At 68.3% G+C, this 26,265-nt stretch carries 24 protein-coding genes; 15 read left to right on the top strand and 9 right to left on the bottom strand.

Features of this window, described 5'->3' with window-relative positions:
• The first annotated feature begins 4 nt into the window (after window positions 1-4).
• The 4 genes from purN (at window position 5) to G6N19_RS04660 (ending at window position 4,650) form a co-directional block, all read left to right on the top strand.
• Window positions 5-631, top strand: a complete 627-nt coding sequence (gene purN, locus G6N19_RS04675; RefSeq protein WP_041317226.1) for a phosphoribosylglycinamide formyltransferase — start codon at window positions 5-7, stop codon at window positions 629-631.
• Window positions 628-2,193 carry a bifunctional phosphoribosylaminoimidazolecarboxamide formyltransferase/IMP cyclohydrolase gene (purH, locus tag G6N19_RS04670; protein WP_013827847.1) on the top strand — a complete coding sequence of 522 codons (1,566 nt, stop codon included), beginning with the start codon at window positions 628-630 and terminating at the stop codon, window positions 2,191-2,193. The genes purN and purH overlap by 4 nt, the downstream gene beginning before the upstream one ends.
• A 91-nt stretch (window positions 2,194-2,284) precedes the next feature.
• The gene (locus tag G6N19_RS04665) at window positions 2,285-4,060 is read left to right on the top strand and encodes an N-acyl-D-amino-acid deacylase family protein (RefSeq protein ID WP_193465859.1); all 1,776 of its coding nucleotides are present in this window, start codon (window positions 2,285-2,287) and stop codon (window positions 4,058-4,060) included.
• Window positions 4,061-4,062: 2 nt separating this feature from the next.
• Complete coding sequence (locus G6N19_RS04660) at window positions 4,063-4,650, top strand: TetR/AcrR family transcriptional regulator (RefSeq protein ID WP_013827849.1); 588 nt, start codon at window positions 4,063-4,065, stop codon at window positions 4,648-4,650.
• On the opposite strand, the gene G6N19_RS04655 is transcribed toward G6N19_RS04660, so the two are convergent.
• A complete protein-coding gene (locus tag G6N19_RS04655; RefSeq protein ID WP_193465858.1) occupies window positions 4,630-5,667 on the bottom strand; it encodes an alpha/beta hydrolase in 1,038 nt (345 codons plus the stop codon). The genes G6N19_RS04660 and G6N19_RS04655 overlap by 21 nt on opposite strands.
• Before the next feature lie 91 nt (window positions 5,668-5,758).
• On the opposite strand from G6N19_RS04655, the gene G6N19_RS04650 reads away from it, so the two are divergent.
• Both G6N19_RS04650 and G6N19_RS04645 read left to right on the top strand, forming a co-directional pair.
• On the top strand, window positions 5,759-7,147 hold the full coding sequence (locus G6N19_RS04650; protein WP_193466299.1) for a sigma 54-interacting transcriptional regulator: 1,389 nt from the start codon (window positions 5,759-5,761) through the stop codon (window positions 7,145-7,147).
• The gene (locus tag G6N19_RS04645) at window positions 7,140-9,173 is read left to right on the top strand and encodes a vWA domain-containing protein (RefSeq protein WP_193465857.1); all 2,034 of its coding nucleotides are present in this window, start codon (window positions 7,140-7,142) and stop codon (window positions 9,171-9,173) included. The genes G6N19_RS04650 and G6N19_RS04645 overlap by 8 nt, the downstream gene beginning before the upstream one ends.
• On the opposite strand, the gene G6N19_RS21530 is transcribed toward G6N19_RS04645, so the two are convergent.
• A complete protein-coding gene (locus tag G6N19_RS21530) occupies window positions 9,174-10,547 on the bottom strand; it encodes a PPE family protein, SVP subgroup (protein WP_193465856.1) in 1,374 nt (457 codons plus the stop codon).
• A 342-nt stretch (window positions 10,548-10,889) separates the two neighbouring features.
• On the opposite strand from G6N19_RS21530, the gene G6N19_RS04635 reads away from it, so the two are divergent.
• From G6N19_RS04635 to mnhG, 8 genes are all read left to right on the top strand, one after another.
• On the top strand, window positions 10,890-11,906 hold the full coding sequence (locus tag G6N19_RS04635) for a HAMP domain-containing sensor histidine kinase (protein ID WP_193465855.1): 1,017 nt from the start codon (window positions 10,890-10,892) through the stop codon (window positions 11,904-11,906).
• Window positions 11,906-12,559, top strand: a complete 654-nt coding sequence (locus tag G6N19_RS04630; RefSeq protein ID WP_013827855.1) for a response regulator transcription factor — start codon at window positions 11,906-11,908, stop codon at window positions 12,557-12,559. The genes G6N19_RS04635 and G6N19_RS04630 overlap by 1 nt, the downstream gene beginning before the upstream one ends.
• A 264-nt stretch (window positions 12,560-12,823) precedes the next feature.
• Complete coding sequence (locus G6N19_RS04625; RefSeq protein WP_041317232.1) at window positions 12,824-15,721, top strand: Na+/H+ antiporter subunit A; 2,898 nt, start codon at window positions 12,824-12,826, stop codon at window positions 15,719-15,721.
• On the top strand, window positions 15,718-16,182 hold the full coding sequence (locus G6N19_RS04620; RefSeq protein ID WP_013827857.1) for a Na(+)/H(+) antiporter subunit C: 465 nt from the start codon (window positions 15,718-15,720) through the stop codon (window positions 16,180-16,182). Before G6N19_RS04625 ends, G6N19_RS04620 begins: the two co-directional genes overlap by 4 nt.
• On the top strand, window positions 16,179-17,777 hold the full coding sequence (locus tag G6N19_RS04615) for a Na+/H+ antiporter subunit D (protein WP_013827858.1): 1,599 nt from the start codon (window positions 16,179-16,181) through the stop codon (window positions 17,775-17,777). Before G6N19_RS04620 ends, G6N19_RS04615 begins: the two co-directional genes overlap by 4 nt.
• Window positions 17,774-18,301: a Na+/H+ antiporter subunit E gene (locus G6N19_RS04610; RefSeq protein ID WP_193465854.1), complete on the top strand. Its 528-nt coding sequence runs from the start codon at window positions 17,774-17,776 to the stop codon at window positions 18,299-18,301. The genes G6N19_RS04615 and G6N19_RS04610 overlap by 4 nt, the downstream gene beginning before the upstream one ends.
• On the top strand, window positions 18,298-18,579 hold the full coding sequence (locus G6N19_RS04605; RefSeq protein ID WP_013827860.1) for a monovalent cation/H+ antiporter complex subunit F: 282 nt from the start codon (window positions 18,298-18,300) through the stop codon (window positions 18,577-18,579). The genes G6N19_RS04610 and G6N19_RS04605 overlap by 4 nt, the downstream gene beginning before the upstream one ends.
• A complete protein-coding gene (gene mnhG / locus G6N19_RS04600; RefSeq protein WP_013827861.1) occupies window positions 18,576-18,926 on the top strand; it encodes a monovalent cation/H(+) antiporter subunit G in 351 nt (116 codons plus the stop codon). The genes G6N19_RS04605 and mnhG overlap by 4 nt, the downstream gene beginning before the upstream one ends.
• Here the strand turns inward: mnhG and G6N19_RS04595 are convergent.
• The 3 genes from G6N19_RS04595 to G6N19_RS04585 form a co-directional block, all read right to left on the bottom strand.
• On the bottom strand, window positions 18,911-19,528 hold the full coding sequence (locus G6N19_RS04595; RefSeq protein WP_013827862.1) for a class I SAM-dependent methyltransferase: 618 nt from the start codon (window positions 19,526-19,528) through the stop codon (window positions 18,911-18,913). The two genes, mnhG and G6N19_RS04595, sit on opposite strands and share 16 nt — an antisense overlap.
• A gap of 47 nt (window positions 19,529-19,575) precedes the next feature.
• Window positions 19,576-19,893, bottom strand: a complete 318-nt coding sequence (locus G6N19_RS04590) for a DUF2563 family protein (protein ID WP_013827863.1) — start codon at window positions 19,891-19,893, stop codon at window positions 19,576-19,578.
• Window positions 19,894-19,968: 75 nt separating this feature from the next.
• Window positions 19,969-20,883, bottom strand: coding sequence for an oxygenase MpaB family protein (locus tag G6N19_RS04585; protein WP_013827864.1), 915 nt, complete (start codon window positions 20,881-20,883; stop codon window positions 19,969-19,971).
• A 69-nt stretch (window positions 20,884-20,952) separates the two neighbouring features.
• Here G6N19_RS04585 and G6N19_RS04580 point away from each other — a divergent pair, with 69 nt between their 5' ends.
• Complete coding sequence (locus tag G6N19_RS04580) at window positions 20,953-21,597, top strand: TetR/AcrR family transcriptional regulator (RefSeq protein WP_041317239.1); 645 nt, start codon at window positions 20,953-20,955, stop codon at window positions 21,595-21,597.
• Between the two features lie 25 nt (window positions 21,598-21,622).
• Here G6N19_RS04580 and G6N19_RS04575 read toward each other — a convergent pair whose 3' ends face one another.
• The 4 genes from G6N19_RS04575 to G6N19_RS04560 form a co-directional block, all read right to left on the bottom strand.
• Window positions 21,623-22,222: a DUF1707 SHOCT-like domain-containing protein gene (locus G6N19_RS04575; protein WP_013827866.1), complete on the bottom strand. Its 600-nt coding sequence runs from the start codon at window positions 22,220-22,222 to the stop codon at window positions 21,623-21,625.
• Between the two features lie 93 nt (window positions 22,223-22,315).
• Window positions 22,316-23,095, bottom strand: a complete 780-nt coding sequence (locus G6N19_RS04570) for an enoyl-CoA hydratase family protein (RefSeq protein ID WP_193465853.1) — start codon at window positions 23,093-23,095, stop codon at window positions 22,316-22,318.
• Window positions 23,095-24,261, bottom strand: coding sequence for an acyl-CoA dehydrogenase family protein (locus tag G6N19_RS04565; protein WP_013827868.1), 1,167 nt, complete (start codon window positions 24,259-24,261; stop codon window positions 23,095-23,097). Before G6N19_RS04565 ends, G6N19_RS04570 begins: the two co-directional genes overlap by 1 nt.
• The gene (locus tag G6N19_RS04560; RefSeq protein ID WP_013827869.1) at window positions 24,258-26,234 is read right to left on the bottom strand and encodes an acetyl/propionyl/methylcrotonyl-CoA carboxylase subunit alpha; all 1,977 of its coding nucleotides are present in this window, start codon (window positions 26,232-26,234) and stop codon (window positions 24,258-24,260) included. The genes G6N19_RS04565 and G6N19_RS04560 overlap by 4 nt, the downstream gene beginning before the upstream one ends.
• Window positions 26,235-26,265: the final 31 nt, after the last annotated feature.

Here is a 26,265-nt window from a genome sequence, read left to right as displayed (position 1 = left end):
TCACGTGCAACCGATCCGCGTGGCCCCGAGCGTTCCGGCCCGGCTGGTGGTGCTGGCGTCGGGGACCGGATCGCTGCTGGAGTCGCTGCTGGCCGCGGCGGTCGGCGACTACCCTGCGCGGGTGGTGGCCGTCGGTACCGACCGGGACTGTCGTGCCCTAAAGGTCGCTCGCTCGGCCGGGTTGCCGGTGTTCACCGTGCGCATGGCCGACTTTCCCGACCGGGCGGCATGGGATCTCGCGCTGGCGGAGGCCACCGAGGCGCACGCCCCCGATCTGGTGGTCTCGGCCGGCTTCATGAAAATCCTGGGGTCACAGTTCCTCACCCGGTTCCTGGGGCGCACCGTCAACACGCACCCGGCGCTGCTGCCCGCCTTCCCCGGCGCGCACGCGGTGCCCGAGGCGCTGGCCTACGGGGTGAAGGTCACCGGCTGCACCGTGCATCTGGTGGACGCCGGCACCGATACCGGCCCGGTGCTGGCCCAGGAACCGGTCGCGGTGCTCGACGACGACGACGAAGAAACCCTGCATGAACGCATCAAGACAGTGGAACGCAAGCTTCTGGTGGACGTGCTGGCCGCGCTGGCGACCGGCGGCGTGACCTGGACCGGACGAAAGGCAACCATAGGATGACCGACGGCAAGCGACCGATTCGGCGGGCGCTGATCAGCGTCTACGACAAGACCGGCCTGGTCGACCTCGCCACCGGACTACATGCCGCCGGCGTGGATATCGTCTCCACCGGGTCCACCGCGAAGACGATTGCGGCCAAGGGTATTCCGGTCACGCCGGTGGAACAGCTGACGGGTTTTCCCGAGGTGCTCGACGGCCGGGTCAAGACGCTGCACCCGCGTGTGCACGCCGGGCTGCTGGCCGACCTGCGCAAGCCCGAGCATGCCGCGGCGCTGGGCGAACTCGACATCGCGCCGTTCGAGCTGGTGGTGGTCAACCTCTACCCGTTCAGTGAAACCGTGGATTCCGGTGCCGGGATGGATGAGTGCGTCGAGCAGATCGACATCGGTGGGCCCTCGATGATCCGGGCGGCCGCCAAGAATCACCCCAGCGTGGCCGTGGTGGTCGACCCGCTCGGGTACGACGGTGTGCTGGCCGCGGTCAATGCTGGCGGGTTCACCCTCGCCGAGCGGAAACGCCTGGCGTCACTGGCATTTCGCCACACCGCCGAGTACGACGTGGCGGTCGCCGGGTGGATGTCGTCGACGCTGGCGCCGGAGGAGCCGCGCCAGCCGATGCCCGAGTGGTTCGGCCGCAGCTACCGCCGGGCGGCGCAGCTGCGCTACGGCGAGAACCCGCACCAGCAGGCCGCCCTCTTCTGTGACGGCGGCGCCTGGCCAGGTCTGGCCCAGGCTGACCAGCTGCACGGAAAAGAGATGTCCTACAACAACTTCACCGATGCCGACGCAGCCTGGCGCGCCGCATTCGACCACGAAGAGACCTGCGTGGCGATCATCAAGCACGCCAACCCGTGCGGGATCGCGATCTCGTCGATCTCGGTGGCCGACGCCCATCGCAAGGCGCACGAGTGCGATCCGTTGAGCGCGTTCGGCGGGGTGATCGCGGCGAACACCGAGGTCAGTGCGGAGATGGCGGAGTACGTCAGCACCATCTTCACCGAGGTCATCGTCGCGCCGGCCTATGAGTCGGGTGCCGTCGAGATCCTGGCGCGCAAGAAGAACATCCGGGTACTGCTGGCCTCCGAACCGCTGCGCGGTGGCGTCGAGTGGCGCCAGATCAGCGGCGGACTGCTGATGCAGAGCCGTGATGGCCTCGACGCGGCCGGCGACAATCCGGTGAACTGGACCTTGGCCACCGGGTCGCCGGCCGATCCGGCCACCATGGCCGATCTGGTTTTCGCCTGGCGCTCCTGTCGCGCGGTCAAATCCAACGCGATCGTCGTCGCCGCGAACGGCGCCACCGTCGGCGTCGGGATGGGCCAGGTCAACCGTGTCGATGCGGCCCGGCTGGCGGTGGAGCGCGGCGGTGACCGGGTGGCCGGGGCGGTGGCCGCCTCCGATGCGTTCTTCCCGTTCCCCGACGGGCTGCAGACGCTGACCGGGGCCGGCGTGACGGCGATCGTGCACCCGGGCGGCTCCGTCCGTGACGACGAGGTGACCGCGGCCGCCGCCGAGGCCGGGGTCACGCTGTATCTGACCGGGGCGCGGCACTTCGCGCACTAGCCGGTATGGCCGGGGCCCGGCCCGCGACAACCCCTTGACAAAAAGATTGTAGGCGCTCACTATCTAACTCAATCCCGAGTTAGGAGATGTCGTGGCCTACGACCTCATCATCCGCAACGGCCTGTGGTTCGACGGCCGGGGCAACCCACCGCAGGTCCGCACGCTGGGTATTCGCGGCGGTGTCGTCGCCGACATCGTGCCGGGCGACCTGGACGAAGCAGGCTGCCCGGAGGTGATCGACGCGGCCGGCAAGTGGGTGGTCCCCGGGTTCATCGACGTGCACACCCACTACGACGCGGAGGTCCTGCTGGACCCGGGGCTGCGAGAATCCGTGCGCCACGGCGTCACCACGGTGCTGCTGGGCAACTGCTCGCTGTCAACGGTCTACGCCGACGCCGAGGACGCCGCCGACCTGTTCAGCCGGGTGGAGGCGGTGCCGCGCAAATTCGTGTTGGATGCGCTGCAGGCCCGCAAGACCTGGTCGACACCGGCGGAGTACGTGCAAGCCCTCGACGAGTTGCCGCTCGGACCCAATATCGGCTCCATGCTCGGCCATTCGGACCTGCGGACCGCGGTGCTCGGCTTGGATCGCGCCACCACCGAGGGTGTGGTGCCGACCGATGCCGAATTGGAGAAGATGGCCGCGCTGCTCGACGACGGACTGGCAGCCGGACTGTTGGGCATGTCCGGGATGGACGCGCCAATCGACAAACTCGACGGCGACCGGTTCCGGTCGCGGGCGCTGCCGTCGACGTTCGCCACCTGGCGGGAGCGCCGGCGGCTGATCAAGGTGCTGCGCAACCGCGGCCGGATGCTGCAGAGCGCCCCCAACGTCAAGAAGCCGTGGACGGCGCTGAACTTCTTCTTGACCAGCAGCGGGATGTTCGGCCGCCGGCGCGGCGTGCGGATGAGTCTGCTGGTTTCCGCCGACGCCAAGTCGTCGCCGGGCGCCGTCCGGGTCATGGGTCCGGGCACCCGGCTGCTCAACGCCGTGCTCGGCTCATCGGTGCGCTTCCAGCATCTGCCGGTGCCGTTCGAATTGTATTCCGACGGAATCGATCTGCCGGTCTTCGAGGAGTTCGGCGCCGGCACGGCCGCGCTGCACCTGCGAGACCAGTTGGAGCGCAACGCGTTGCTGGCCGACACCGAGTACCGTCGCCGCTTTCGCAAGTCCTTCGACCGCAAGAAGCTGGGCCCGTCGTTGTGGCATCGCGACTTCCACGACGCGGTGATCGTCGAATGCCCGGATGCGAGCCTGATCGGCAAGAGCTTCGGCCAGATCGCCGACGAACGAAAACTGCATCCGCTCGATGCGTTCCTCGACGTCCTGGTGGACAACGGTGAGCGCAACGTGCGCTGGACCACCATCGTGGCCAACCACCGGCCGAAGTACCTCGACATGCTGGCCAAAGAACCGGCCATCCACATGGGGTTCTCCGACGCCGGTGCGCACCTGCGCAACATGGCCTTCTACAACTTCTCGCTGCGACTGCTCAAGCGAGTCCGCGACGCGCAGGCGGCCGGTCGGCCGTTCCTGAGCACCGAGCGGGCGGTGTACCGGCTGACCGCCGAGGTCGCCGACTGGTTCGGCCTCGACGCCGGCACGCTGCGCCGCGGTGACCGTGCGGACTTCGTGGTGATCGACCCGGCCGGCTTGGACGACGCCGTGGACGGCTACCACGAGGAGCAGGTGCCGTTCTACGGGGGGCTTTCGCGGATGGTTAACCGCAACGACGACGCCGTGGTGGCGACCGGCGTGGGCGGCACGGTGGTGTTCCGCAACGGACAGTTCCGCGACGGCTACGGCACGACGGTGAAATCCGGCCGCTTCCTGCGCGCCGGATCCCGTGAACTGCAACCGATCTGACCATGGCTCGAACCCAACGGGAGCGCCGTGAGGCCACCGTCGCAGGATTGCTCGACGCCAGCATCGCCACCATCGCCGAGGTCGGCTACGCCCGGGCGTCGGCCAAGGTGATCGCGGCGCGCGCCGGGGTCTCCGATGGGGCCTTGTTCCGCCACTTCGACACCATGGGCGACTTCATGGCCGCCACCGCGCAGGAAGTCCTGCGCCGCCAGCTGGAGCGGTTCGGCAAGCAAGTCGCCGAGATCCCGGCCGAGGTGCCGGCACTGGAGGCGGTGCTGACCGTGCTGCGCGACCTGACCGCCAATTCCACCAACGCGGTGCTCTACGAGCTGCTGATCGCTGCGCGCACCGACGAGAAGCTGCGAGCTACCCTGCAGCATGTGCTCGCCGAATACGGCGCCAAGATCGGCGAAGCCGCCCGGGTGCTGCCCGGCGCGGATACCTTTCCGCCGGAACTCTTTCCGAATCTGGTGGCGCTGTTGACCAACACTTTCGACGGTGCGGCGATCGTGCGCGCTGTGCTGCCCCAGCCCGAGATCGAGGCGAATCGGATTCCGCTGCTGTTGGCGCTACTGGAGGGCCGTATCTGAGCGCGTCGAGTCGGCGCGCGCGGATGCCGCAGGCGTCACGTAATCGACGAAGTCCGCGATCTCGGCGACCGCACGGCGAGCGTCCGGGTTGAAGTCGAAGGTCAGCTGGAACATGTGCAGCGCGCGGTCCCAGACCTGTACCCAGTTCGGCACCCCGGCGGCGGTGAGCTTGTCGGCCAGCACGAAGGTGTCGTTGCGCAGCATCTCGTTGTTGGCGACCTGCAGCAGGAATGGGCCCAGCCCGTGCAGCTCCGCTTCCGGCGGCATCACCGGCAGCTCGCGGGTGCCGTTCACGGTGGCGAAGACCCGGTAGATGAACATGAACGCCATGAACGGGAAGAACGGATCGCGGTGGGAGCGCGCGGCCTGTCGTTTGATCTCCATGTCCGACGACGTCAGCGCCGACATCAACACCTGACCGGCGGGTACCGGCAGCCCCGCGTCGCGCGCCGTCAGCGCAGTGTTCACCGCCATCAGCCCGCCGGCCGAATCCCCCGCCACCACGATGCGGTCCGCGGTGAATCCGGCGTCGAGCACATGCCGGTAGGCGCACAGGCCGTCGGCGATGGCCTCGTCCACGCCGGCCAGCGGTGCCAAGCGGTAGCCGACATTGAAAACCTTCGCGCCGGTGGCCTCCGACAGCTTGCTGGCAAAGCGGCGGTGCGAATTGAGGCCCAGCGTCACCAGCGCCGAACCGTGGAAGTAGACGATCACCCGGTCGGAGTCGCGCGCGTTCGGTGCCACCACCCACTCCGCCGGACAGTCGGTCAGGCGCTCCGGTGTCACCTCGGTGCCCGGCAGCGCCCGGATGTAACGCATCGGTTGGTCGATGAGGTCCAGGCGCGCCCGCTGCAGTCCGGCGGGCCAGATCCGATTGACGATCATGCCGATGACCGTCAGCACGGCGATCGAGGTCCGCAGGAAGATCCCGGCGCCCAGGGCCAGCAGGCGGGCCTGCCATGATGCCGGACCGAAGTATGTCTGAGCCGGTCGATCCCGCCATTCCGCTGAGTTCACGGTACCCAGGGTATCGGGTATTTGGAGGCACGATGACGTGGGACGCCGTGACGGACCCCCGCGCCCGTCGTAGCGTGGAGTGGTGACCGCGCTGACTACCCCGCACGATCTGCCCACCACTCTCGGCGAACTACATGCCGCCGGCCACCGCGAAAGGGGGGTCAAGCAGGAGATCGCCGAGAACCTGCTGGCCCGCCTCGCCGACGGCGACGACGCCGCGACCGTCTGGCCCGGCATCTTCGGATTCGAAGACACCGTGCTGCCGCAACTGGAGCGGGCGCTGATCGCCGGCCACGACATCGTGCTGCTCGGGGAACGCGGCCAAGGCAAGACCCGGCTGCTGCGGGCACTGACCGGGTTGCTCGACGAGTGGACGCCGGTGATCGCCGGTGCCGAACTCGGCGAGCACCCGTATTCGCCGATCACCCCGGAGTCGATCCGGCGGGCCGCCGAGCTCGGCGACAACCTCCCGGTGGCCTGGCGGCACCGCAGCGAGCGCTACACCGAGAAGCTGGCCACCCCGGACACCAGCGTGGCCGACCTGGTCGGCGACATCGACCCGATCAAGGTCGCCGAGGGACGCAGCCTGGGTGATCCCGAGACCATCGCCTACGGGCTGATCCCGCGCGCGCACCGCGGCATCGTCGCCGTCAACGAACTGCCCGACCTCGCCGAGCGCATCCAGGTGGCGATGCTCAACGTGATGGAGGAACGCGACATCCAGGTGCGCGGCTACACGCTGCGGTTGCCGCTGGACGTGCTGGTGGTGGCCAGCGCCAACCCGGAGGACTACACCAACCGCGGCCGCATCATCACCCCGCTCAAAGACCGGTTCGGCGCCGAGGTCCGCACCCACTACCCGCTGGAACTCGACGCGGAGGTCGGCGTGATCGCCCAGGAGGCCCACCTGAGCGCGCAGGTCCCCGACTATCTGCTGGCGGTGCTGGCACGGTTCGCCCGCTACCTGCGCGAGTCCCGCTCGGTGGATCAGCGGTCGGGGGTCTCGGCGCGGTTCGCGATCGCGGCGGCGGAGACCGTGGCCGCTTCGGCGCGGCACCGCGGTGCGGTGCTGGGCGAGACCGATTCGGTGGCCCGGGTGGTCGATCTGGGCACCATCGTCGACGTGCTGCGCGGCAAGCTGGAGTTCGAATCCGGCGAAGAGGGTCGCGAGCAGGCGGTACTGGAGCATCTGCTGCGCCGGGCCACCGCGGATACCGCGTCGCGGGCGCTGGGCGGGATCGACGTCGGGCCGCTGGTGGCGGCGGTCGAGAACGCGGCGGTGACGACCGGGGAGCGGGTGTCGGCGAAGGCGGTGCTGGCGGCGCTGCCGGATCTGCCGGTGATCGACGCCATCGCGCAGCGGTTAGGTGCCGAATCCGACGGCGAACGTGCCGCGGCGCTCGAATTGGCCTTGGAGGCCCTGTATCTGGCCAAGCGCATCGACAAGACCTCGGACGAGGGCGAAACCGTTTATGGCTAGAAGTCACGGCTCCCGGTATTCGGCCTACACCGGTGGGCCGGACCCGTTGGCGCCTCCGGTCGACCTGGCCGAGGCGCTGGAGGAAATCGGTCGCGACGTCATGGAGGGGACGTCGCCACGACGAGCACTGCAGGAGCTGCTGCGGCGCGGCACCAAAACCATGACGGGTGCCGACCGGCTGGCCGCCGAGGCGCAGCGGCGCCGCCGGGAACTGTTGCGGCGCAACAATCTCGACGGAACCCTGGCCGAGGTCAAGAAGCTGCTCGACGAGGCGGTGCTGGCCGAACGCAAGGAGCTGGCGCGCGCACTCGATGACGACGCCCGGTTCGCCGAGATGCAGATCGAGGCGCTGTCACCGTCGCCGGCCAAGGCGGTGCAGGAGCTGTCGGAGTACAACTGGCGCAGCAGCGAGGCCCGGGAGTCCTATGAGAAGATCAAGGATCTGCTCGGCCGTGAGATGCTCGACCAGCGCTTCGCCGGAATGAAACAGGCGCTGGAGGGTGCCACCGACGAAGACCGGCAACGGGTCACCGACATGCTGGATGACCTCAACGACCTGTTGGACAAGCATTCTCGCGGCGAGGACACCCAGCAGGACTTTCAAGACTTCATGACCAAGCACGGCGAGTTCTTCCCGGAGAACCCGCGCAACGTCGAGGAGTTGCTCGATTCGCTGGCCCAGCGGGCCGCCGCTGCGCAACGTTTCCGCAACAGCTTGAGCGCCGAGCAGCGCGCCGAACTGGATGCGTTGGCGGAGCAGGCATTCGGCTCCCCATCGCTGCAGCAGGCGCTGGGGCGCCTGGATGCACATCTGCAGGCCGCCCGACCGGGCGAGGACTGGAGCGGCTCATCGGAGTTCTCCGGCAACAACCCGCTCGGCATGGGGGAGGGCGCCCAGGCGTTGAGCGACATCGCCGAACTCGAGCAGTTGGCCGAGCAACTGTCGCAGGCCTATCCGGGCGCGAGCATGGACGACGTCGATCTGGACGCGCTGGCCCGCCAGCTCGGCGACCAGGCTGCGGTCGATGCGCGGACGCTGGCCGAGCTGGAACGCGCACTGCTCAATCAGGGTTTCCTGGATCGCAGCTCCGATGGACAGTGGCGGCTTTCCCCCAAGGCGATGCGCCGGCTCGGCGAGACGGCGCTGCGCGATGTGGCGCGCCAACTCTCGGGGCGCCGCGGCGAGCGTGACCATCGTCGGGCCGGGGCGGCCGGTGAACTGACCGGGGCCACGCGGCCCTGGCAGTTCGGTGACACCGAGCCCTGGAACGTCACCCGCACCCTGACCAATACGGTGCTGCGGCAGGTCGCCGGCGGTTCAGCGAGGCTCGACGGAGGAGAGGCGAAGCTGGGACCGCCGCATGGGGACAGCGCCGGGCTCGGTTCGCGCCTCTCGATCAGCGTCGAGGACGTCGAGGTCTCCGAGACCGAGACCCGCACCCAGTCGGCCGTCGCGCTGCTGGTGGACACCTCGTTCTCGATGGTGATGGACAACCGCTGGCTGCCGATGAAGCGCACCGCGCTGGCGTTGCACCACCTGATCAGCACCCGGTTCCGCTCGGATGCGTTGCAGATCATCGCTTTCGGGCGCTACGCGCGCACCGTGACGGCCGCCGAGCTGACCGGCCTGGAGGGCGTCTACGAGCAGGGCACCAACCTGCATCACGCACTGGCGCTGGCCGGCCGGCACCTGCGCCGGCACCCCAACGCCCAGCCGGTGGTGCTGGTGGTCACCGACGGCGAACCGACCGCGCACCTGGAGGATTTTCGCGGGGAAGGGACGGGTTCTGCGGTGTTTTTTGATTACCCGCCCCACCCGCGGACCATCGCCCACACCGTCAAGGGGTTCGACGACGTGGCCCGCCTCGGTGCGCAGGTGACGATCTTCCGGCTCGGCGACGACCCCGGACTGGCCCGGTTCATCGACCAGGTGGCGCGACGCGTTGCGGGCCGGGTCGTGGTGCCAGAACTCGACGGGCTGGGCGCGGCCGTGGTCGGCGACTACCTGCGGTCACGGCGCCGCTGATCATCCCCGCGCCAGCAGTCGCCGCTTCTGTTCGGCGAACTCCGCCTCGGTCAGATAGCCGGCGTCGTGCAGTTCGCCGAGCTCGCGGATCCCGGCTGCCAGTTCGACGACCGAGCTCGCCGGTGAGTGCGCTGCGGCCACCGGTGCGCCTGGGCCCGACTCCGCTGCCGCCGGATCCACCGACGCCGCCGGTGCCGCCTTGCCGGCTTCCGGCGTCTTGGTCTGTTGGCCTCGGTTCTGGTTGACGGCGCCGGCCAACGCGCTGCCGCCCATGCCCGCCAGCGCCATCTGACCGAAAGCCGTCCCCAGTCCGGCCGGCGTCGGTGAACCGGCAGCGCTGAGCGGCGTCGAGAAGCTGGCATGACGGATCTCCGGGGCCAACTCCGCCCAACTGAGGGGCACCGAGAGCGCTCCGAGGGGGAACCCCTCGGCCAAGGCGGCCACCACCGAGGCGTGGGGCACCCGAAGGTTCTCGGTGCCGGGCAGCTCCGCGAAACCGCCGATCTGGCCCAGCGCCTCCAGGATGCTCCGTTGGCCGCCGCGGAGAATGTCCTGGGTATCGAAGATCTCGCGAGAGTCCAGCTCCGCGAAGTACATCGCGGCGCCCGCCAGCCAAACGCCGAGAATCGACAGCGGCAGGGCGATGCCGAGAGCGGTCTCGTCGGCGATGATGCCCAGCCAGTCGAAGGGCCCCGTCGGCACGTCGGCCTGTGCCAGCATGGCCGGAAACTGCGAACCGGCATCGGATGAGCCCGGCAGCGCCGAGGCCAGCTTTGACGGCAGCGTCTGGGCCGTGTTGGCGGCCGAGTTGAGTCCGGCGGCCTCCGAGCCGTTGAGCGGCCCGGCCGGGTTGGCGGTGTGCGGCGGCGGCTGGAACGGCTCCATCTCGGTGGCGGTCGCCGACAGCGACGCATAGCTGTACATGGCGCTGGCGTCCTGGGCCCACATCGCGGCGTATTCGGCTTCGTTGGCCGCGATGGCCGCCGCGTTCTGGCCCAATATGTTGGTGGCCAGCAGCGTCATCAACGCAGCGCGGTTGGCCGCGATCGCCGGTGGCGGCACCACCGTGGCGAAGGTGGCCTCGTAGGCGGCCACGGCGGCCTTGGCTTGCATGCCGGTCTTCTCGGCCTGGACCGAGGTCATGTTCAACCACGACACGAACGGGGTGATCGAAGCCGCCATGGCTGCGGCCGAGGGTCCCAGCCAGGGCCCGCTCGTCAGTTCGGTGACCACTGACTCGTAGGCCGTGGCGGCCAGGTGGAGCTCGGTGGCCAGCCCGTCCCAGGCCGTGGCAGCAGTCAACATCGATGCCGGGCCCGCGCCCGCATACATCAGACCGGAGTTGACCTCCGGTGGTAACGCCGCGAAATCCATTTCTCAGCCCCGGGCAGGGCGCGGCATCCGGACCACGCTGTCACCGGTAGCCGGTGGATGCGCCCGGGCAATGCGATTCATGGCGGTTGCATCCCTCCGTTTACTGGGTCATCTGGGGTGATGTGGGTTACTCTACGGTCTGATCCCTCGATCTAACCCGCCCAGAACTCACCGATGCGCTCGACACCCCGGGTCGCTGGGCGCCGTCAATTGTCGCGCAGCGCTGGGCGCAATTCCATTCTCCGAGCGGCAACCGCTCGGTCGCCATGGTGTTTGACACCCATTCGGGGAGCGCTGCAACCCGTATGGACAACGGGGTGCTGCGGAGACGATGGTGGTGGCATGCACCGTTGGACAGCGGTCGTCGACAGGTTTCGGCGGCGGGCGCGCCCGCCTGCGCGTGGGCTGTTTCGCCGGGTCGTGCTGATCAATGGTCTGGTCTTCACCCTGGGCACGCTGGTGCTTGCCATGTCCCCGGCAAGGGTGTCGACGCGCATCCAGCCGGCCGAGATCCCGGTTCTTGTCATCGGGCTGGCCATCGTGGTGGGCGCCAACGCACTGCTGTTGCGATCGAGTCTTGCCCCCCTGGATCGGCTCGCCGCGTCAATGCGGCGAGTCGATCCGCCCCATCCCAGTGACCGCGTGCACGACCCGGGCGCCGGCGACCTGCATCACCTCATCAAATCCTTCAACGCCATGCTGGACCGGCTGGAAACGGAGCGGGCCTCGTCGAACGCGTCGGTGCTGACCGTGCAGGAGAACGAGCGGCAGCGGATCGCCCGGGAATTGCACGACCAGATCGGCCAAACCCTCACTGTCGCGCTGCTCACGCTCAAGCGTGCGGTCGACGCCGCACCCGCGGAGATTCGCGGGGACCTCGGGGACGCCCAGGAAATCGTGCGGGCCAGTCTCGACGAAGTGCGCAGCATCGCCCGCCGGCTACGCCCGGACGCGCTGGATGACCTCGGGCTGCGCAGTGCACTGCAAGCCCTGTGTAACCAATTCACCCAGGCGACCGGCATCGACGTCGTCAAACAGATCAGCTCGCACGCCGACCAGGTGAGTCCCGACGTCAGCCTGGTCTGCTATCGCATCGCCCAGGAGAGCCTGACCAACATCGCCCGCCATTCCGGAGCGCAGAAGGCATGGCTGGACCTGCACATCGATGCCGCATCAAAGCTGACGCTGCGGATCGCCGACAACGGCAAGGGCGGCGTGAGTGCAGAAGGCGCCGGGATCACCGGAATGCGAGAACGCGCCCTGCTGGTGCAGGCCACCCTGACAATCACCTCGCCGAGCAACGAGGGAACCGAAGTCCGGCTGACGGTGCCGGCCCGACTGAGCGACGGAGGCCGGTAATGGCGCCGCCGGCCCGCATCATGCTCGCCGATGACCACGCCCTGGTGCGTAGCGGGCTGCGGATGATCCTGGATGCCGAGCCCGACCTGTGTGTGGTGGCCGAAGCGGCTGACGGGTCCGAGGCGCTGGCGGCGCTGCAGAACACGCCGGTCGATCTGGCGATCCTTGATATCGCGATGCCCCGGATGACCGGGCTGCAGGCCGCGCGCGAGATCAACCGCAGCCATCCCCATGTCCGGGTGCTGATGCTGTCGATGCACGACAACGAGCAGTACTTCTTCGAAGCGCTCAAGGCGGGGGCATCGGGCTACGTGCTGAAATCCGTCGCCGACCGCGACCTGCTCGAGGCCTGCCGGGCGACGATGCGCGGCGAACCGTTTCTGTACGCCGGGGCGGTGACCGCGCTGATCCGGGACTATCTGCACCGGTCACGGCACGGCGATGACTTGCCGGACAACATCCTCACGCCCCGCGAGGAGGAGGTGCTGAAGCTGATCGCCGAGGGTTTGTCGGCGCGCGAGATTGCGAAAACACTTGGTATCAGTGCCAAGACGGTTGACCGCCATCGGACGAATACGCTGCAGAAGCTCGGCTTGCGCGACCGCTTGGCGCTCACCCGTTATGCGATCCGAGCCGGCCTGATCGAGGCCTAGCGGCGGGCGCAGCGAGACGCCGCCGGTCGTCGCCGTAGGGGTCCGAACCCGCACCGAATGGGGGTTGTATTCCATGGCGCTCGACGGTTTTGCCGCAGAAACTGGATTGAGCCGAGGCGGGCGATTCAGGGTACGTTTGAGCTGGACTCGACGCGCCTGTCGTTGCCGCGGCCGCCTGCGGTGCCGCCCGGCGCCGCTCATATGTCCGACGAGCCGTACCAGAACTGATTCCGTTACCGGGATCAATTTGTCCCGTGGAGCGTGATGCTAGCGATACTGCTTGCCCATACAGTCGGCACGGCTTTGGCGCCGCTGATGGTGCGCAGATGGGGACGAGCGGCGTTCTATCCGCTGGGAGCGATCCCGTTGGTATCGCTGCTGTGGGTGGTGGTGAACTGGCCCACCGGCCCGGCCGACGATCACCGAACGACGGTGTCATGGGTGCCCGGGCTGTCGATGGATATCGACCTGCGCTTCGACTCGCTGGCCGCGATCATGAGCGTGCTGGCATTGGGGATCGGCGCCCTGGTGCTGTTCTACTGCGCCGAGTACTTCCGCCCCGCCAGCCCTCACTGTGACCTCGATCCGAGGCTGCCCAGCTTCGCCGCGAAGATGGTCGGATTCGCCGGATCCATGTTCGGCCTGATGGTCGCCGACAACATGCTGGTGCTGTACGTGTTCTGGGAACTGACCACGGTGTTGTCGTTCCTGCTGATCGGCCACTACGCCGAACGTGCCGTCAACCGCCGCGCTGCCATCCAGGCGTTGGTGGTGACCACCGCCGGTGGCCTGGCGATGCTCGTCGGCGTCATCATGCTGGGCGAGACGGCGGGTACATACCTGCTCTCGGAGCTGGTGGCCAGTCCGCCGTCCGGCACGGTAGTCACCGTCGGCGTGCTGTTGGTCCTGGTCGGGGCGCTCAGCAAGTCGGCGATCATCCCGTTGCATTTCTGGCTGCCGGGCGCGATGGCCGCGCCGACGCCGGTCAGCGCCTACCTGCACGCCGCGGCGATGGTCAAGGCCGGGATCTATCTGGTGGCGCGGCTGACGCCGGCGTTCGCCGACTCACCGGGATGGCGGCCGACGGTGCTGGTGCTGGGCTTGGCCACCGCCCTGCTCGCCGGCTGGCGTGCCGTCCGCGAATACGACTTGAAGCTGCTGCTGGCCTACAGCACCGTCAGCCAGTTGGGTTTGATCATCACGCTGGTCGGCGCCGGTGGCGGCGACCTGATGTTGGCCGGCCTGACCGCCATGTGTGCGCACGCAGCGGCCAAAGCGACGCTGTTCATGGTGGTGGGGATCATCGACCATGCCACCGGGACCCGCGACCTGCGGGAGTTGGCCGGCTTGGGTCGCCGCGCTCCCGGACTCTTCGTGGTTGCCGCGGCTGCGGCCGCCAGCATGGCCGGGGTACCGCCCTTCGTGGGTTTCATCGCCAAGGAGACGATTTTCGGGACCGAGGCCGGAGCCCCGTCGTTGGGCTCTTCCAGTCCATACGTATTGGGTGCCGCGGTGCTCGCCTCGGTGTTCACCGTGATCTACAGCGCGCGGTTCGTCTGGGGCGGCTTCGCCGACAAGGGCCTGCCCGAGCCCAGTACCCACGTCGCCGAAATGCACCGACCGACTGCGGCGTTCTTGGCAGCCCCCGCGGTGTTGGCCGCCACCAGCCTAGGCCTCGGGTTGTGGTCGATCGGGCTGGACACGGTGTTGCACGGCTACGCCGACACGATGCCCGACGGCTCCGGCTACCACCTTGCGTTGTGGCACGGCGCGGGACTGCCGGTACTGCTCTCGGCGACGGTGTTGCTGGTGGGCTTCGGTGTATTCGCCGCGCGCGGCCCGCTGGGCCTCACCCGGCTGCGCCGACTTCCGCTGGGCAAGGCTGACGAAATGTACGACGACTTCATCCGGCTGCTCGATGTGGTCGCGGTCCGGCTGACCGCGATCACCCAGCGCGGTTCGCTACCGTTCAACCAAGCGGTGATATTCGTCACGCTGGTGGTGCTGCCGCTGGCCGCGCTGATGCTGGGCGCGCGCGACCGGATCGATCTGCAGCTGTGGGATACCCCGTTGCAGCTCACCGTGGCCGTGCTGGTGGTGGCGGGCGGGGTCGGTGCGACCCTGGCTCGCAACCGGCTGTCTGCGGTGCTGATGGTCGGGGTGACCGGGTACGGCTGCGCCGTGGCGTTCGCCTTCCACGGCGCGCCCGACCTGGCATTGACCCAGTTGCTCGTCGAGACCGTGACCGTGGTGATTTTCGTGCTGGTGCTGCGGACGCTGCCGGCAGAGACCGCGCGTCCCACCATGGAGACGAACCGGCTGTCGCGCGCGGTGCTGTCCATCATGGTCGGCGCCAGCGTCGCTGTGCTGGGGGCGTTCGCGATGGCGGCCCGCACCAGCGATGGGGTCGCCGGTCTGTTGCCCGCCGCGGCGTATCTGCGCGGCTACGGCGCCAACACGGTCAACGTCATCCTGGTCGACATCCGCGCGTGGGACACCCTCGGGGAGATATCGGTGTTGCTGGTAGCCGCGACCGGGGTGGCCTCGATGGTGTTCCGAACCCGGCGGTTCGGCCGCGCGCCACGGACTGCCGATCCCGATGCACATCGGATGGATCCCGGAATCGCCACCCCGTACAGCCCGGCGATCGGGTCCACCACCTGGCTGCGCGGTAGCGCCTACCACGATCCCAATCAGCGGTCGCTGGTGTTGGAGGTCGCGAGTCGGATGATCTTCCCGCTGATCATGGTGGTGTCGGTTTATTTCCTGTTCGCCGGACACAACAATCCGGGCGGCGGTTTCGCCGGCGGGCTGGCCGCTGGACTGGCGCTGGCGCTGCGCTACCTGGCGGGCGGGCGATACGAGCTCGGTGAGACGCTGCCGCTGGACTCCGGCAAGATCCTGGGCGTGGGCCTGAGCCTGGTGGCGGCCACGGCGCTGGCGTCGTTGTTCCTCGGTGCGCCGGTGCTGTCGTCGGCGGCGCTGTCGTTCAGCCTGCCGATAGTGGGTCAGGTCAAGCTGGTGACTTCGTTGTTCTTCGATGTGGGGGTGTATCTGGTCGTGGTCGGCATGGTGCTCGACGTCCTGCGCAGTCTCGGCGCCCGTCTCGACCAGGTGGCCGAGCAGCGACCTGCGCAGCGCTCGGTGGTGAGGACACCATGACCGCACACCTGGTTCCGCTGCTGATGGCCGCCGGGCTCACCTCCTGCGGGGTGTACATGCTGCTGGAGCGCAACCTCACCCGCGCGCTACTGGGCCTGATGATGATCGGCAATGCCATCAATTTGCTGATCATCGATGTTTCCGGGCCGGGCGGCAGCCCGCCGATCTACAACAGCACCGAGGGCATGGAAAACGACGCCGACCCGCTCGCCCAGGCGATGGTGTTGACCGCCATCGTCATCACCATGGGCATCGCCGCCTTCGTGCTGGCCCTGACCTACCGCTCCTACCACCTGACCACCGACGACGACATCGGTGACGACGAGGAGGCGATCCGGCTGTCCCAGCTCTCCGACGAGGAGATCATCGCCGCCGAGGCCGACCACAGTGAGCCGGTCGCACCCGGTGAATTGGACGCCGTCGTGGAAAGCACCGTCGCCGAAAGCGGGGTGTCGCGGTGAGTATCGCTGCTGCCCTGATCCCGCTTCCGGTGCTACTGCCCACACTGGGTGCTGCGCTGACCCTCATCGTCGGCCGGCGTCCCAAGCTGCAGCAGCCGATCACCATCGGTACGTTGGCCGCGGATGTCGCGGTCACCGCCGCACTGCTGTTCCTGTCCGACCGAGAGGGCACCCTGGCGTTGCACGTCGGCGGCTGGGGCCCGACCGAGGGTGGACGCGGGCCGCTCGGCATCACCCTGGTGGTCGACCGGTTATCGGCGCTGATGTTGATCGTGTCGGCGGTCGTGCTGCTGGCGGTGATCGTCTACGCCATCGGCCAGGGTGTCCGCGACGGTGACGACCGTCAGCCGGTGTCGATCTTCCTGCCCACGTATCTGACGCTGTCGGCCGGCGTCTCCCTGGCGTTCCTGGCCGGTGACCTGTTCAACCTCTTCGTCGGGTTCGAGATGCTGTTGGCCGCGAGCTTCGTGTTGCTGACCATCGGTGCCAGCGCCGAACGGATCCGGGCCGGTATCGGCTACGTGATGGTGTCGATGACGTCGTCGTTGATCTTCCTGCTCGGCATTGCCTTGGTTTATGCCTCGACCGGCACGCTGAACCTGGCTGAGCTGGCCGTTCGCGCCACCGGCATGCCCGACGGCACCCGCAGTGCGGTATTCGCGGTGTTCCTGGTGGGCTTCGGCATCAAAGCCGCGGTCTTCCCGCTGTCGGCCTGGTTGCCCGATTCCTATCCCACCGCGCCCGCCCCGATCACCGCCGTGTTCGCCGGCATCCTGACCAAAGTCGGTGTCTACGCGATCATCCGGGCACATTCGCTGCTGTTTCCCGATGCTGGGCTGGACTCGGTGCTGCTGGTCGGGGCGCTGCTGACCATGCTGATCGGTATTTTCGGCGCCATCGCGCAAAGTGATATCAAACGGGTGCTGTCCTTCACGCTGGTCAGCCACATCGGTTTCATGGTGTTCGGGGTGGCGTTGTCGAGCGAGTTGGGTATGGCCGGCGCCATTTTCTATGTGATGCACCACATCATCGTGATGACGACATTGTTCTTGGCGGCCGGCTTGATCGAACGCCAGGGCGGCGCGTCGTCGCTGAAACGGCTCGGCGGTTTGGTGGCCAATCCGTTGCTGGCGTTCATGTTCCTGGCCCCGGCGTTCAATCTCGGTGGTATTCCGCCGTTCTCGGGCTTCATCGGCAAGACGGCGGTATTGCAGGCCGGGGTTCGTGACGGGTCGGTGCTGGCCTGGTGTCTGGTGGGCGGCGCGGTGGTGACCAGCCTGCTGACCCTGTTCGTGCTGGCGCGGGTGTGGACCCGGGCGTTCTGGCGGTTGCGCAGCGATGCTCCCGAGGGAGAGCTGGTGCGCGCCGCACCGCCGGTGCTGCTCGATGACATCGGCGAGGTCGCCTTCGACGACCGCGCTGACGTGGGCCGGATGCCCATCGGGATGGTGGTGCCGACGGTCGGGCTGATCGTGCTGGGGCTGGCGTTCACCGTCATGGCGGGCCCGATCTTCGGTTATGCGGAACGCGCCGCAGCCGAGGTGCTCGACCGTGGTGAATACATCTCGGCCGTGTTGGCAGGAGGTGCGCCGTGAGGCCGATCGCGCTACGGATCGCTGCGTTGTGTGGCCTGTCCATCATCTGGACGTTGCTGTGGGGCCGCTTCACGATCCCCAACCTCGTCGTCGGGATCGCGGTCGCCGTGGTCATCATGGTGCTGCTGCCACTGCCGCCGGTACCGGTGCAGGGCAAGGTGCATCCGTGGTCGGCACTCAAGCTGCTGGGGCTGTTCGCGTGGTACCTGGTGGTGTCCAGTGGCCAGTTGATGTGGTTGGCGATCAGACCCGGCCCACCGCCGCAGACCGGGGTGCTGCGGGTGCCGCTGACCATCAAATCGGATCTGGTGTTGGTGTTGGCGGCCGGCATCACCACGCTGATTCCCGGATCGATGGTGCTGGAGATCGACCAGGTACGGCGCATCCTGTATTGCCACGTGATCGATGTTGGAAATGCTCGTTCCGTCGAGCGGTTCTACCACCAGGCCGCGCAGGTGGAGCGGCTGTTGATCGACGCGTTCGAGCGCGACGAGGACTGGCTGCCGGCGGGAGCAGGCGCATGACCGTGATCTGGGGCACCGCGGGCGTTCTGCTGGGTTTCGCGGCGGTCATCACCATGTATCGGCTGCTGGCCGGGCCCAGCACGCTGGACCGACTGGTGGCCTTGGACACGCTGGCCGCGATGACCATGTGCGGCATCGGTATTTGGGCTGCGGTCAGCCGGGACACCACCGTGACCTACAGCCTGGCGGCGCTGGCCCTGGTCGGCTTCATCGGATCGGTCAGTGTGGCCCGCTTCCGGGTGCCGGACACGCCGCTGGACTCGGGGGGGCAGTCATGATCGTGCTCGACCTGTTCGCCAGTGTGTTGGGTCTTGCCGGGGCGGTGCTGGCGCTGACCGCGGCGATCGGGGTGGTGCGCTTCCCGGACACGTTGGCCCGGATGCATTCGGCCACCAAACCGCAGGTGCTGGGACTGATATTGGTGCTGGTCGCCGCGTTGATCCGGCTACGCGGCAGCCACGATGCCGGGATGGTGACCGTGAGCATCATCTTCACCCTGATCACGGCGCCGGTTGTCGCCCACCGGGTGGGTCGACTGGCCTACCAGGAGCAGGACATGACCGAGGTGCTGGCCGTCGACCAGTTGGTCGAGCTCACCGAGGAGGAGGATCAGGCTTCGCGCTGACCTGGGCGCAGCACGGCGACCAGAAAGTCGGAATCGGCGGTGAAGGGCCGCAGATCCCAGGTGCCCAGCAGCAGGTCGACCGCGAATCCGGTGGTCGCCGCGTCGTCGAGGAACTGGTCGAACTCATAGTCCCGATCGGCGCCGAAACCGATCACGGTTCGTCCGTCGTCGGCGCAGTGCGCGCGCAACCGGCGCAGCACCTCGACGCGGGTGCTCGGTGCCACGAACGTCATGACATTGCCGGCTGACACGATCACCTCGAACGGTTCGGGGATACCGCGAGCGGGCAGGTCGAGTTCGGCCAGGTCACCGACCAGGTAGCGCGGGCCCGGATGATCGTGTTCGGCCGCCTCGATGAGCTCCGGATCGACGTCGACACCCACCACGTCGTGACCGGCCGCGGACAACAGGCCGGCCACCCGGCCCGGGCCGCAGCCGGCATCGAGGATGCGAGCGCCACGCGACGCCATCGCGTCGATGAATCGTGCTTCGCCGGCCAGATCGTTACCGGCGCGGGCCATTTGACGGAAGCGCTCGATATACCACTGTGAGTGCCCGGGATCGGCGGCGACCTTTTGCATCCAGAGGCTCTGCTCGACCATGAGGCCATTCTGGCAGGGCAGGGTCACGGGGCGGGCAGGCGCACGCCTCACGGCCCGGGGCCGGGCCCGATTACGTCTCGCAGTTGTTCGGCGTTGTCGTTGTCCATGCGGGTGAAGGCCGTCGCGGCGGTGCGCACGTTCTCGGCGATGCCGGTCAGGTTCTGATGGTGGCCCTGCAGCGCGTCGCGGTGGCCGTCCTTGGCGCTGCCCAACGCGGCGTGGAAGCTGTGTGCGTCGTCGAAGTCGCCGAAAATCCCGGCGGCCACACCGGCGGATCCCAGCCGCTGCGCACCGTTGCGGGCGTGGCCACCGGCGTCATCGGACACGTTGGCCCCGGTGCGCAATGCCTGAGGGTCGACGTGCATCGCCTACCGCCTTCCTGGTGCACCAGCTCTGTAAGAGCGTAGCGATCGGTGGGCAGGCGTCAATTCACCCGGTCGCTACACCAGCGGGCGGCCGGTGCGGATACGCCGGTCGACGTCCCACAGCAGCACATTGAACGGGAAGCCGCGCAGGAATTTCGGCAGCAGGTTGTTGACCCCTCGAATCACGCCCATCAACCGGTCGAACTGGCGTTGCTTGTCCGCGTCCCACGGCAACTGCATCTCGTCGCGGAAGCGCTGCGGCAGGAATCCGGTGGTGATCAACAGGGCGAGCCGTTCGTTCGCCCGCTGCAGCGGTCCCGGCAGGGTCATGCCGCGCAATCGGCTGGCGGCGATGGGAAGCAGGTAGTCGCGGACGGTGTCGTCGATGTGCACCTTGTCCAGCTGCTCCTGCCAGTACCGGTCGAAAGCGGCCCGATCCGCCGGCCACATGTCCTCGGGGACCTGGAGCATGGTGGCCATGGCCTTGCCCTCATTGTGGTAGTGCCGGTCGGCGTGCTCGTCGTCCATCTCACCGAGGAAGATACGGTGCACGTCGACGTTGCCCTTGTACAGGCAGGCGCCCACCCACAGCTGCAGATCGCGGTCGAAGGCGTTGTACTTCACCGGGCTGTCGGCCGTCGAGCGAACCTGGCGGTGCGCACTGTTGACCGCCTCGCGGAACGCGGCCTTCTGCTCGTCGCTGCCCTGGGTGGCGACGACCAGATAGGTGAACGTGGTGCGAGCCCGCTTGATCGGATGCAGGTCGACGCGCCCGCTTTCGACGCGGCTCTCCAGCACGCCATAACCCACGCCGGGACGGGCGAGTTGCATGATCACGTTGGCGGGCCCGGCCAACAGCGCCACACCCATCATCATGTTGTCGGTGCAGGAGACCTGCGGCAGCAACGACCGCCGATGAGGTGCGGGTTGTGTGCTCGTCGAATCGCTCACCGAACGCTCCACCAACGGGATCGGTTCGCTGATCGTCATGGCTGCACCCCTCGCAATTGTGAGAACATCGGTTTCCTGATATTGCCGAGCCTGGGGCCCGCTGTCAACATGGTGGGTATGGGGAGCGTTGCGCCGGAGCGCCCGTACCGGGGGGTGCAGGCCGCAGATCGGCTGGCCGAACGCCGAGAACGGCTGCTAGTCGCCGGCCTCGATCTGCTCGGCGGGCGCGAGATGCCCGCATTGACCGTTCGCGCGCTGTGCCGCCGGGCCGGGGTGGCGTCCCGCTATTTCTACGAGAGTTTCACCGACAAGGACGAGTTCGTCGCGGCTGTCTTCGAGTGGGTGGTCAATGACCTGGCCGCCAGCACCCAGGAGGCCGTGGCCGCGGCGCCTCCCGCCGAACAGACGCGCGCCGGCATGGCCCACCTGGTGGCGGCCATCGCCGGAGACGCCCGTGTCGGCAGGATCTTGTTCAGCACCCGGCTGACCAACGCGTTGCTGGTACGCAAACGGGCGCAGTCGAGTGCGCTGTTCGCGATGCTGTCCGGCCGCCACGTCGAAAACGTGCTCCGGGTGCCGGGCAACGACCGGATCAAGGCGGCCGCCCATTTCGTGGTCGGCGGGGTGGCACAGACGATCGGTGCCTGGCTGGCCGGTGACATACACCTGCAGCCCGATCAGCTCGTGGACCAGTTGACCGCACTACTGGGCCAGCTCGACGATCCGGCGCTCTACCGCGATCCGCCGTCGTGATCAGTCGACGGAGGCCCTAGCACCCTCAGCTGCGCGACTTGCGCTGTTTGCGCTTGATGCCCACTCCGCCCCACAGTGCAAAGCCGCGGATTCGCACCGTCGGGGCGCCCGGCGTGCCCCGGCCCTCGACACGCTGGTCGAAGCCGCCCATGACGCCATGCCCCTGGATGTCGACGTTGACTTCCGGCGGCAACAGAATGGTCTGCCCGCCCATGATCGAGTAGGCGTTGATCTCGACGTCGGGTGCGGTGAAGTCGGCGTAGCGCAGGTCGATGACGCCGCCGCCCCACAGCGAGAACGTGGTCAGCCGCTTGGGTACGTTCCACCGCCCGCGCCGCTCGAACGAACTCATGATCGCCAGCAGCAGTGTCGAGGGCGCGGGTTTGCAGTCGCCGCCGCGGTGCGGGCATACCGAAGAACCCGGAAGGTCGGCACGCAGCCGGTCGAGCTCGTCGTAGGTCTGCGCCGCATAGGCCTTGGCCAGCCGGTCCTCATACTCGCTCATCGGCAGTTGGCCCTGCGCAGCGGCGTCGCCGAGCAGCTGCGCCAGCTGGATCCGGTCGGTGTCCGCGGCACGCGAGGGCGTGCCGTGGGTCTCGTCGCTTCGCCGGGCTGAGTTTCTCATTGGCTAGACAGCCTACGACGAACTGATTTGCCACGAGCAGGGTTGCCCCAAAGTGCCCGGCGAACCGGAGCGCGACGGGCCGGCGTGAGGGTGTCAGCCGGCCCAGCTGGGGGGACGCTTCTGCAGGAAGGCGAGCATGCCTTCGCGGGCCTCCGCGGAGACGAACATCCGCGCTGAGGCGACGCTGAGCCGTTCGGCATCCCGGTCGAACCCGGCCAGTACCGCCGCGGTGGTCAGCGCCTTGGAGGCCGCCAGCCCCTGCGGAGATCCGAGCCGCAGATCGGCGACCAGGCCCGCGACGGTCGCCTCCACATCCTCGGCGGCCAGCGTGATCAGCCCGATCTTCGCGGCTTCGGCGGCGCCGAATTTCTCCCCGGTCAGGTAGTAGCGCGCCGCTGCCCTGGCCGACAGCTTCGGCAGCAGCGTCAGGGAGATGATCGACGGCGCCACGCCGATCCGGGCCTCGGTCAGCGCGAAGGTGCTGGCCGGCCCGGCGACCGCGATATCGCACGCGCCGACCAGCCCCATGCCGCCGGCGCGTACGTGGCCGTTGACCGCGGCGATCACCGGTCGCGGCGACTCGACGATCGCCCGCAGCAGCGCCGCCATCTCACGGGCCCGGTCGGCGGCGAGCTCGCCGGGGTCCCCACCGGCCGCTTCGGACAGGTCGGCTCCGGCGCAGAACGTCTTGCCGGTGTGTCCGAGCACCACCACCCGCACGTTCGGGTCGGCCGCGGCGTCGCGCAGGCCCGCGTGCAGCTGGGCGACCAGCCTGCTCGACAGCGCGTTGCGGTTGTGCGGCGAGTCCAGGGTCAGCCGGGCCGAGCCGTCTGCGGTGTCCTCGGGACCGGTGTAGGAAACCAGCGTATCCATCAGTACGACCGGGGCAGGCCCAGCGACGTCTGCGCGACGAAGTTCAGGATCATCTCCCGGCTCACCGGCGCGATGCGGGCCAGCCGAGACGAGGTGATCGCCGCGGCGATGCCGTATTCCTTGGTCAGGCCGTTACCACCGAGCGACTGCACCGCCTGGTCGACCGCCCGTGTCGACGCCTCGCCGGCGGCGTATTTGGCCATGTTGGCCGCCTCCGCGGCCCCGAAGTCGTCGCCGGCGTCGTACAACGTCGCCGCCTTCTGCATCATCAGCTTGGCCAACTGGATCTCGATGTGATTGGCAGCCAGCGGATGCGACAGGCCCTGGTGCGCCCCGATCGGGGTCTTCCAGACCTGACGGGTGTTGACGTAGTCGACGGCCTTGCCGATCGCGAAGCGGCCCATGCCGACCGCGCTGGCCGCGCCCATGATGCGTTCGGGGTTCAGCCCGGCGAACAGTTGCGCGATGGCGGCGTCCTCGGAGCCCACCAGCGCGTCGGCCGGCAGCCGAACGTCGTCGAGGAACACCTGAAACTGGCGCTCCGGGCTGACCAGCTCCATCTCGATCGGGGTGTAGGTCAATCCGGGGGTGTCGGTGGGGATCACGAACAGGGCGGGCCGCAGGTTGCCGGTCTTGGCGTCTTCGCTGCGGCCGACCACCAGTACCGCCTGCGCCTGGTCGATACCGGAGATGAAGGTCTTCTGGCCCTTGAGGATCCAGTCGGACCCGTCGCGGCGCGCGGTGGTGGTGATCTTGTGCGAGTTCGATCCGGCGTCCGGTTCGGTGATGGCGAACGCCATGGTCAGCGATCCATCGGCGATGCCGGGGATCCACCGCTTCTTCTGCTCGTCGGTGCCGAACTTGGAGATGATGGTGCCGTTGATGGCAGGCGAGACGACCATCATCAGCAGCGCGCACCCGTTGGCCGACATCTCTTCCATGACCAGCGACAGTTCGTACATGCCGGCGCCGCCACCGCCGTACTCCTCGGGTAGGTTGACGCCGATGAAGCCGAGTTTGCCGGCCTCGTTCCACAGTTCGTCGGTGTGCTGCCCGGCGCGGGCCTTCTCCAGGTAGTAGTCCTGGCCGTAGTTCGAGGCCATCGCCGCGACGGCATCGCGCAGGGCGCGGCGTTCGTCGTTTTCGATGAAGCTGGTGTCGCTCATTCTGGGTCTCCTTCTGCTTGCTGTTCGACACGGGCCAGCACGGCACCGACCTCTACCTGGTCGCCGGGCTTGACGTCGAGTTGGGTGAGCACCCCGTCCGACGGCGCGCTGATGGTGTGCTCCATCTTCATGGCTTCCAGCCAGATCAGCGGTTGGCCGGCGGTCACCGCATCACCCAGTCCGGCGCCCAGTCGGATGACGTTGCCGGGCATCGGTGCCAGCAGTGATCCCTGTTCGACGGCCGATTCGGGGTCCGGGAAGCGAGGCAACGCCACCAGGTGCACGCCGCCGGCTGGGGAGTCGACGTAGATGTCGGAGCCGTAGCGCGCGACGGTGAAGGTGCGGGCGACACCGGCCGGGTCGGCCAGCACCACCTCGTCGGGGCCGGCCGAGACCAGCCTGACATCGCAGTCCTTGACGATCAATCCGGTTCGGGTGAAACGGTATTCGATCCGATGCTCGGTGCCGTCGTCGGCGGCGTAGGTCTTGGTCTGAAATCCAGACGGCACGTTGCGCCAGCCGCCGGGAACGGAGCCGAACGCCTGGGCGGTGGCCCGGTTGTGTGCGGCGTCGGCCAGCGCGGCAGCGACCGCCGCGGTGCGCACCGTCGCCGTGTCGGCCAGCGGCGCGGACAGTTCGGCCAGGCCGTGGGTGTCGAAGAACGCCGTGTCGGTTGCCCCGTCCAGGAACGCCGGGTGGCGCAGCACGTTGACCAGCAGATCGCGGTTGGTGCGCAACCCGTGCAGTCGGGTGCGGGCCAGCGCGCTCGCCAGCACCGTGGCCGCCTGCCGGCGGGTCGGCGCGTAGCTGATCACCTTGGCCAGCATCGGGTCGTAGTGGATCGAGACGGTCGATCCGTCGACGACACCGGAGTCCAGCCGGATGCCGGTGTGTCGGCACAGCGAGCCGAACTGCGCCGCGACGCCGGGCACGTCGACGGCGTGCACCGTGCCGGCCTGCGGCTGCCAGCCGCTGCCCGGGTCTTCGGCGTAGAGCCGCACCTCGATCGAATACCCATGGGCCGGCGGGGGTTCGGGGTCGAGCCGGGCGCCGTCGGCCACCGCGATCTGCAGTTCGACCAGGTCGACGCCGGTGGTCTCCTCGGTGACCGGGTGCTCGACCTGCAGCCGGGTGTTCATCTCCAGGAAGTAGAACTCGCCGCGGGAGTCGGCCAAGAACTCCACCGTGCCGGCGCCGGTGTAGCCGATCGCGCTCGCCGCCAGCCGGGCCGCCTCGAAGAGTTTGGCGCGCATGCCCGGGGTGCGCGCCACCAGGGGAGAGGGCGCCTCCTCGAGGACCTTCTGGTGACGGCGCTGAATCGAGCATTCCCGCTCACCGACCGCCCACACCGTGCCGTGCGCATCGGCCATCACCTGGACCTCGATGTGGTGGCCGGTCGGCAGGTAGCGCTCGCAGAACACCGTGGGGTCACCGAATGCCGAGGCGGCCTCGCGCTGGGCGGCCGCGACCTCGTCGGCCAGGGCCGACAGTTCGGTGACCACCCGCATGCCGCGGCCGCCGCCGCCGGCGGAGGCCTTCACCAGCACCGGAAGTTGTTCGGCGGTGACCGATGCCGGGTCCAGTTCTTCCAGGACCGGCACGCCGGCGGCGGCCATCATCTTCTTCGACTCGATCTTGGATCCCATCGAGGTCACCGCGGCCACCGGCGGCCCGATCCAGGTCAACCCGGCGTCCTGCACTGCAGCGGCGAAATCGGCGTTCTCGGACAGGAATCCGTAGCCGGGGTGGATGGCGTCGGCCCCGGCGGCACGGGCCGCGTCGATGATCGCCTCGGCCGACAGGTAGGACGTGGTCTGCGGCAGCCGAACTTTCGCGTCGGCTTCGGCGACGTGCGGCATGGCGGCGTCGGGGTCGGTGTAGACCGCGACGGTGCCCAGCCCCAGCCGGCGGCAGGTGGCGAAGACCCGACGGGCGATCTCGCCGCGATTGGCCACCAGGACATTGCTGATCATTGACTCCACTTTCGGCTCTTCGCGCAAGCGC

The organism is Mycobacterium novum (assembly GCF_010726505.1).
Classification (GTDB): Bacteria; Actinomycetota; Actinomycetes; order Mycobacteriales; family Mycobacteriaceae; genus Mycobacterium; species Mycobacterium algericum.
This window is presented reverse-complemented; position numbering and strand designations above follow the sequence as displayed.

What these genes read in the sequence shown, in the direction of transcription:
- purH (WP_013827847.1), top strand. Translation starts at nt 628, where the DNA reads ATGACCGACGGCAAGCGACCGATTCGGCGGGCGCTGATCAGCGTCTAC.
- G6N19_RS04660 (WP_013827849.1), top strand. Translation starts at nt 4,063, where the DNA reads ATGGCTCGAACCCAACGGGAGCGCCGTGAGGCCACCGTCGCAGGATTG.
- G6N19_RS04645 (WP_193465857.1), top strand. Translation starts at nt 7,140, where the DNA reads ATGGCTAGAAGTCACGGCTCCCGGTATTCGGCCTACACCGGTGGGCCG.
- G6N19_RS21530 (WP_193465856.1), bottom strand. Translation starts at nt 10,547, where the DNA reads ATGGATTTCGCGGCGTTACCACCGGAGGTCAACTCCGGTCTGATGTAT.
- G6N19_RS04635 (WP_193465855.1), top strand. Translation starts at nt 10,890, where the DNA reads ATGCACCGTTGGACAGCGGTCGTCGACAGGTTTCGGCGGCGGGCGCGC.
- G6N19_RS04630 (WP_013827855.1), top strand. Translation starts at nt 11,906, where the DNA reads ATGGCGCCGCCGGCCCGCATCATGCTCGCCGATGACCACGCCCTGGTG.
- G6N19_RS04625 (WP_041317232.1), top strand. Translation starts at nt 12,824, where the DNA reads ATGCTAGCGATACTGCTTGCCCATACAGTCGGCACGGCTTTGGCGCCG.
- G6N19_RS04620 (WP_013827857.1), top strand. Translation starts at nt 15,718, where the DNA reads ATGACCGCACACCTGGTTCCGCTGCTGATGGCCGCCGGGCTCACCTCC.
- G6N19_RS04605 (WP_013827860.1), top strand. Translation starts at nt 18,298, where the DNA reads ATGACCGTGATCTGGGGCACCGCGGGCGTTCTGCTGGGTTTCGCGGCG.
- mnhG (WP_013827861.1), top strand. Translation starts at nt 18,576, where the DNA reads ATGATCGTGCTCGACCTGTTCGCCAGTGTGTTGGGTCTTGCCGGGGCG.
- G6N19_RS04595 (WP_013827862.1), bottom strand. Translation starts at nt 19,528, where the DNA reads ATGGTCGAGCAGAGCCTCTGGATGCAAAAGGTCGCCGCCGATCCCGGG.
- G6N19_RS04590 (WP_013827863.1), bottom strand. Translation starts at nt 19,893, where the DNA reads ATGCACGTCGACCCTCAGGCATTGCGCACCGGGGCCAACGTGTCCGAT.
- G6N19_RS04585 (WP_013827864.1), bottom strand. Translation starts at nt 20,883, where the DNA reads ATGACGATCAGCGAACCGATCCCGTTGGTGGAGCGTTCGGTGAGCGAT.
- G6N19_RS04580 (WP_041317239.1), top strand. Translation starts at nt 20,953, where the DNA reads ATGGTGGGTATGGGGAGCGTTGCGCCGGAGCGCCCGTACCGGGGGGTG.
- G6N19_RS04575 (WP_013827866.1), bottom strand. Translation starts at nt 22,222, where the DNA reads ATGAGAAACTCAGCCCGGCGAAGCGACGAGACCCACGGCACGCCCTCG.
- G6N19_RS04570 (WP_193465853.1), bottom strand. Translation starts at nt 23,095, where the DNA reads ATGGATACGCTGGTTTCCTACACCGGTCCCGAGGACACCGCAGACGGC.
- G6N19_RS04565 (WP_013827868.1), bottom strand. Translation starts at nt 24,261, where the DNA reads ATGAGCGACACCAGCTTCATCGAAAACGACGAACGCCGCGCCCTGCGC.
- G6N19_RS04560 (WP_013827869.1), bottom strand. Translation starts at nt 26,234, where the DNA reads ATGATCAGCAATGTCCTGGTGGCCAATCGCGGCGAGATCGCCCGTCGG.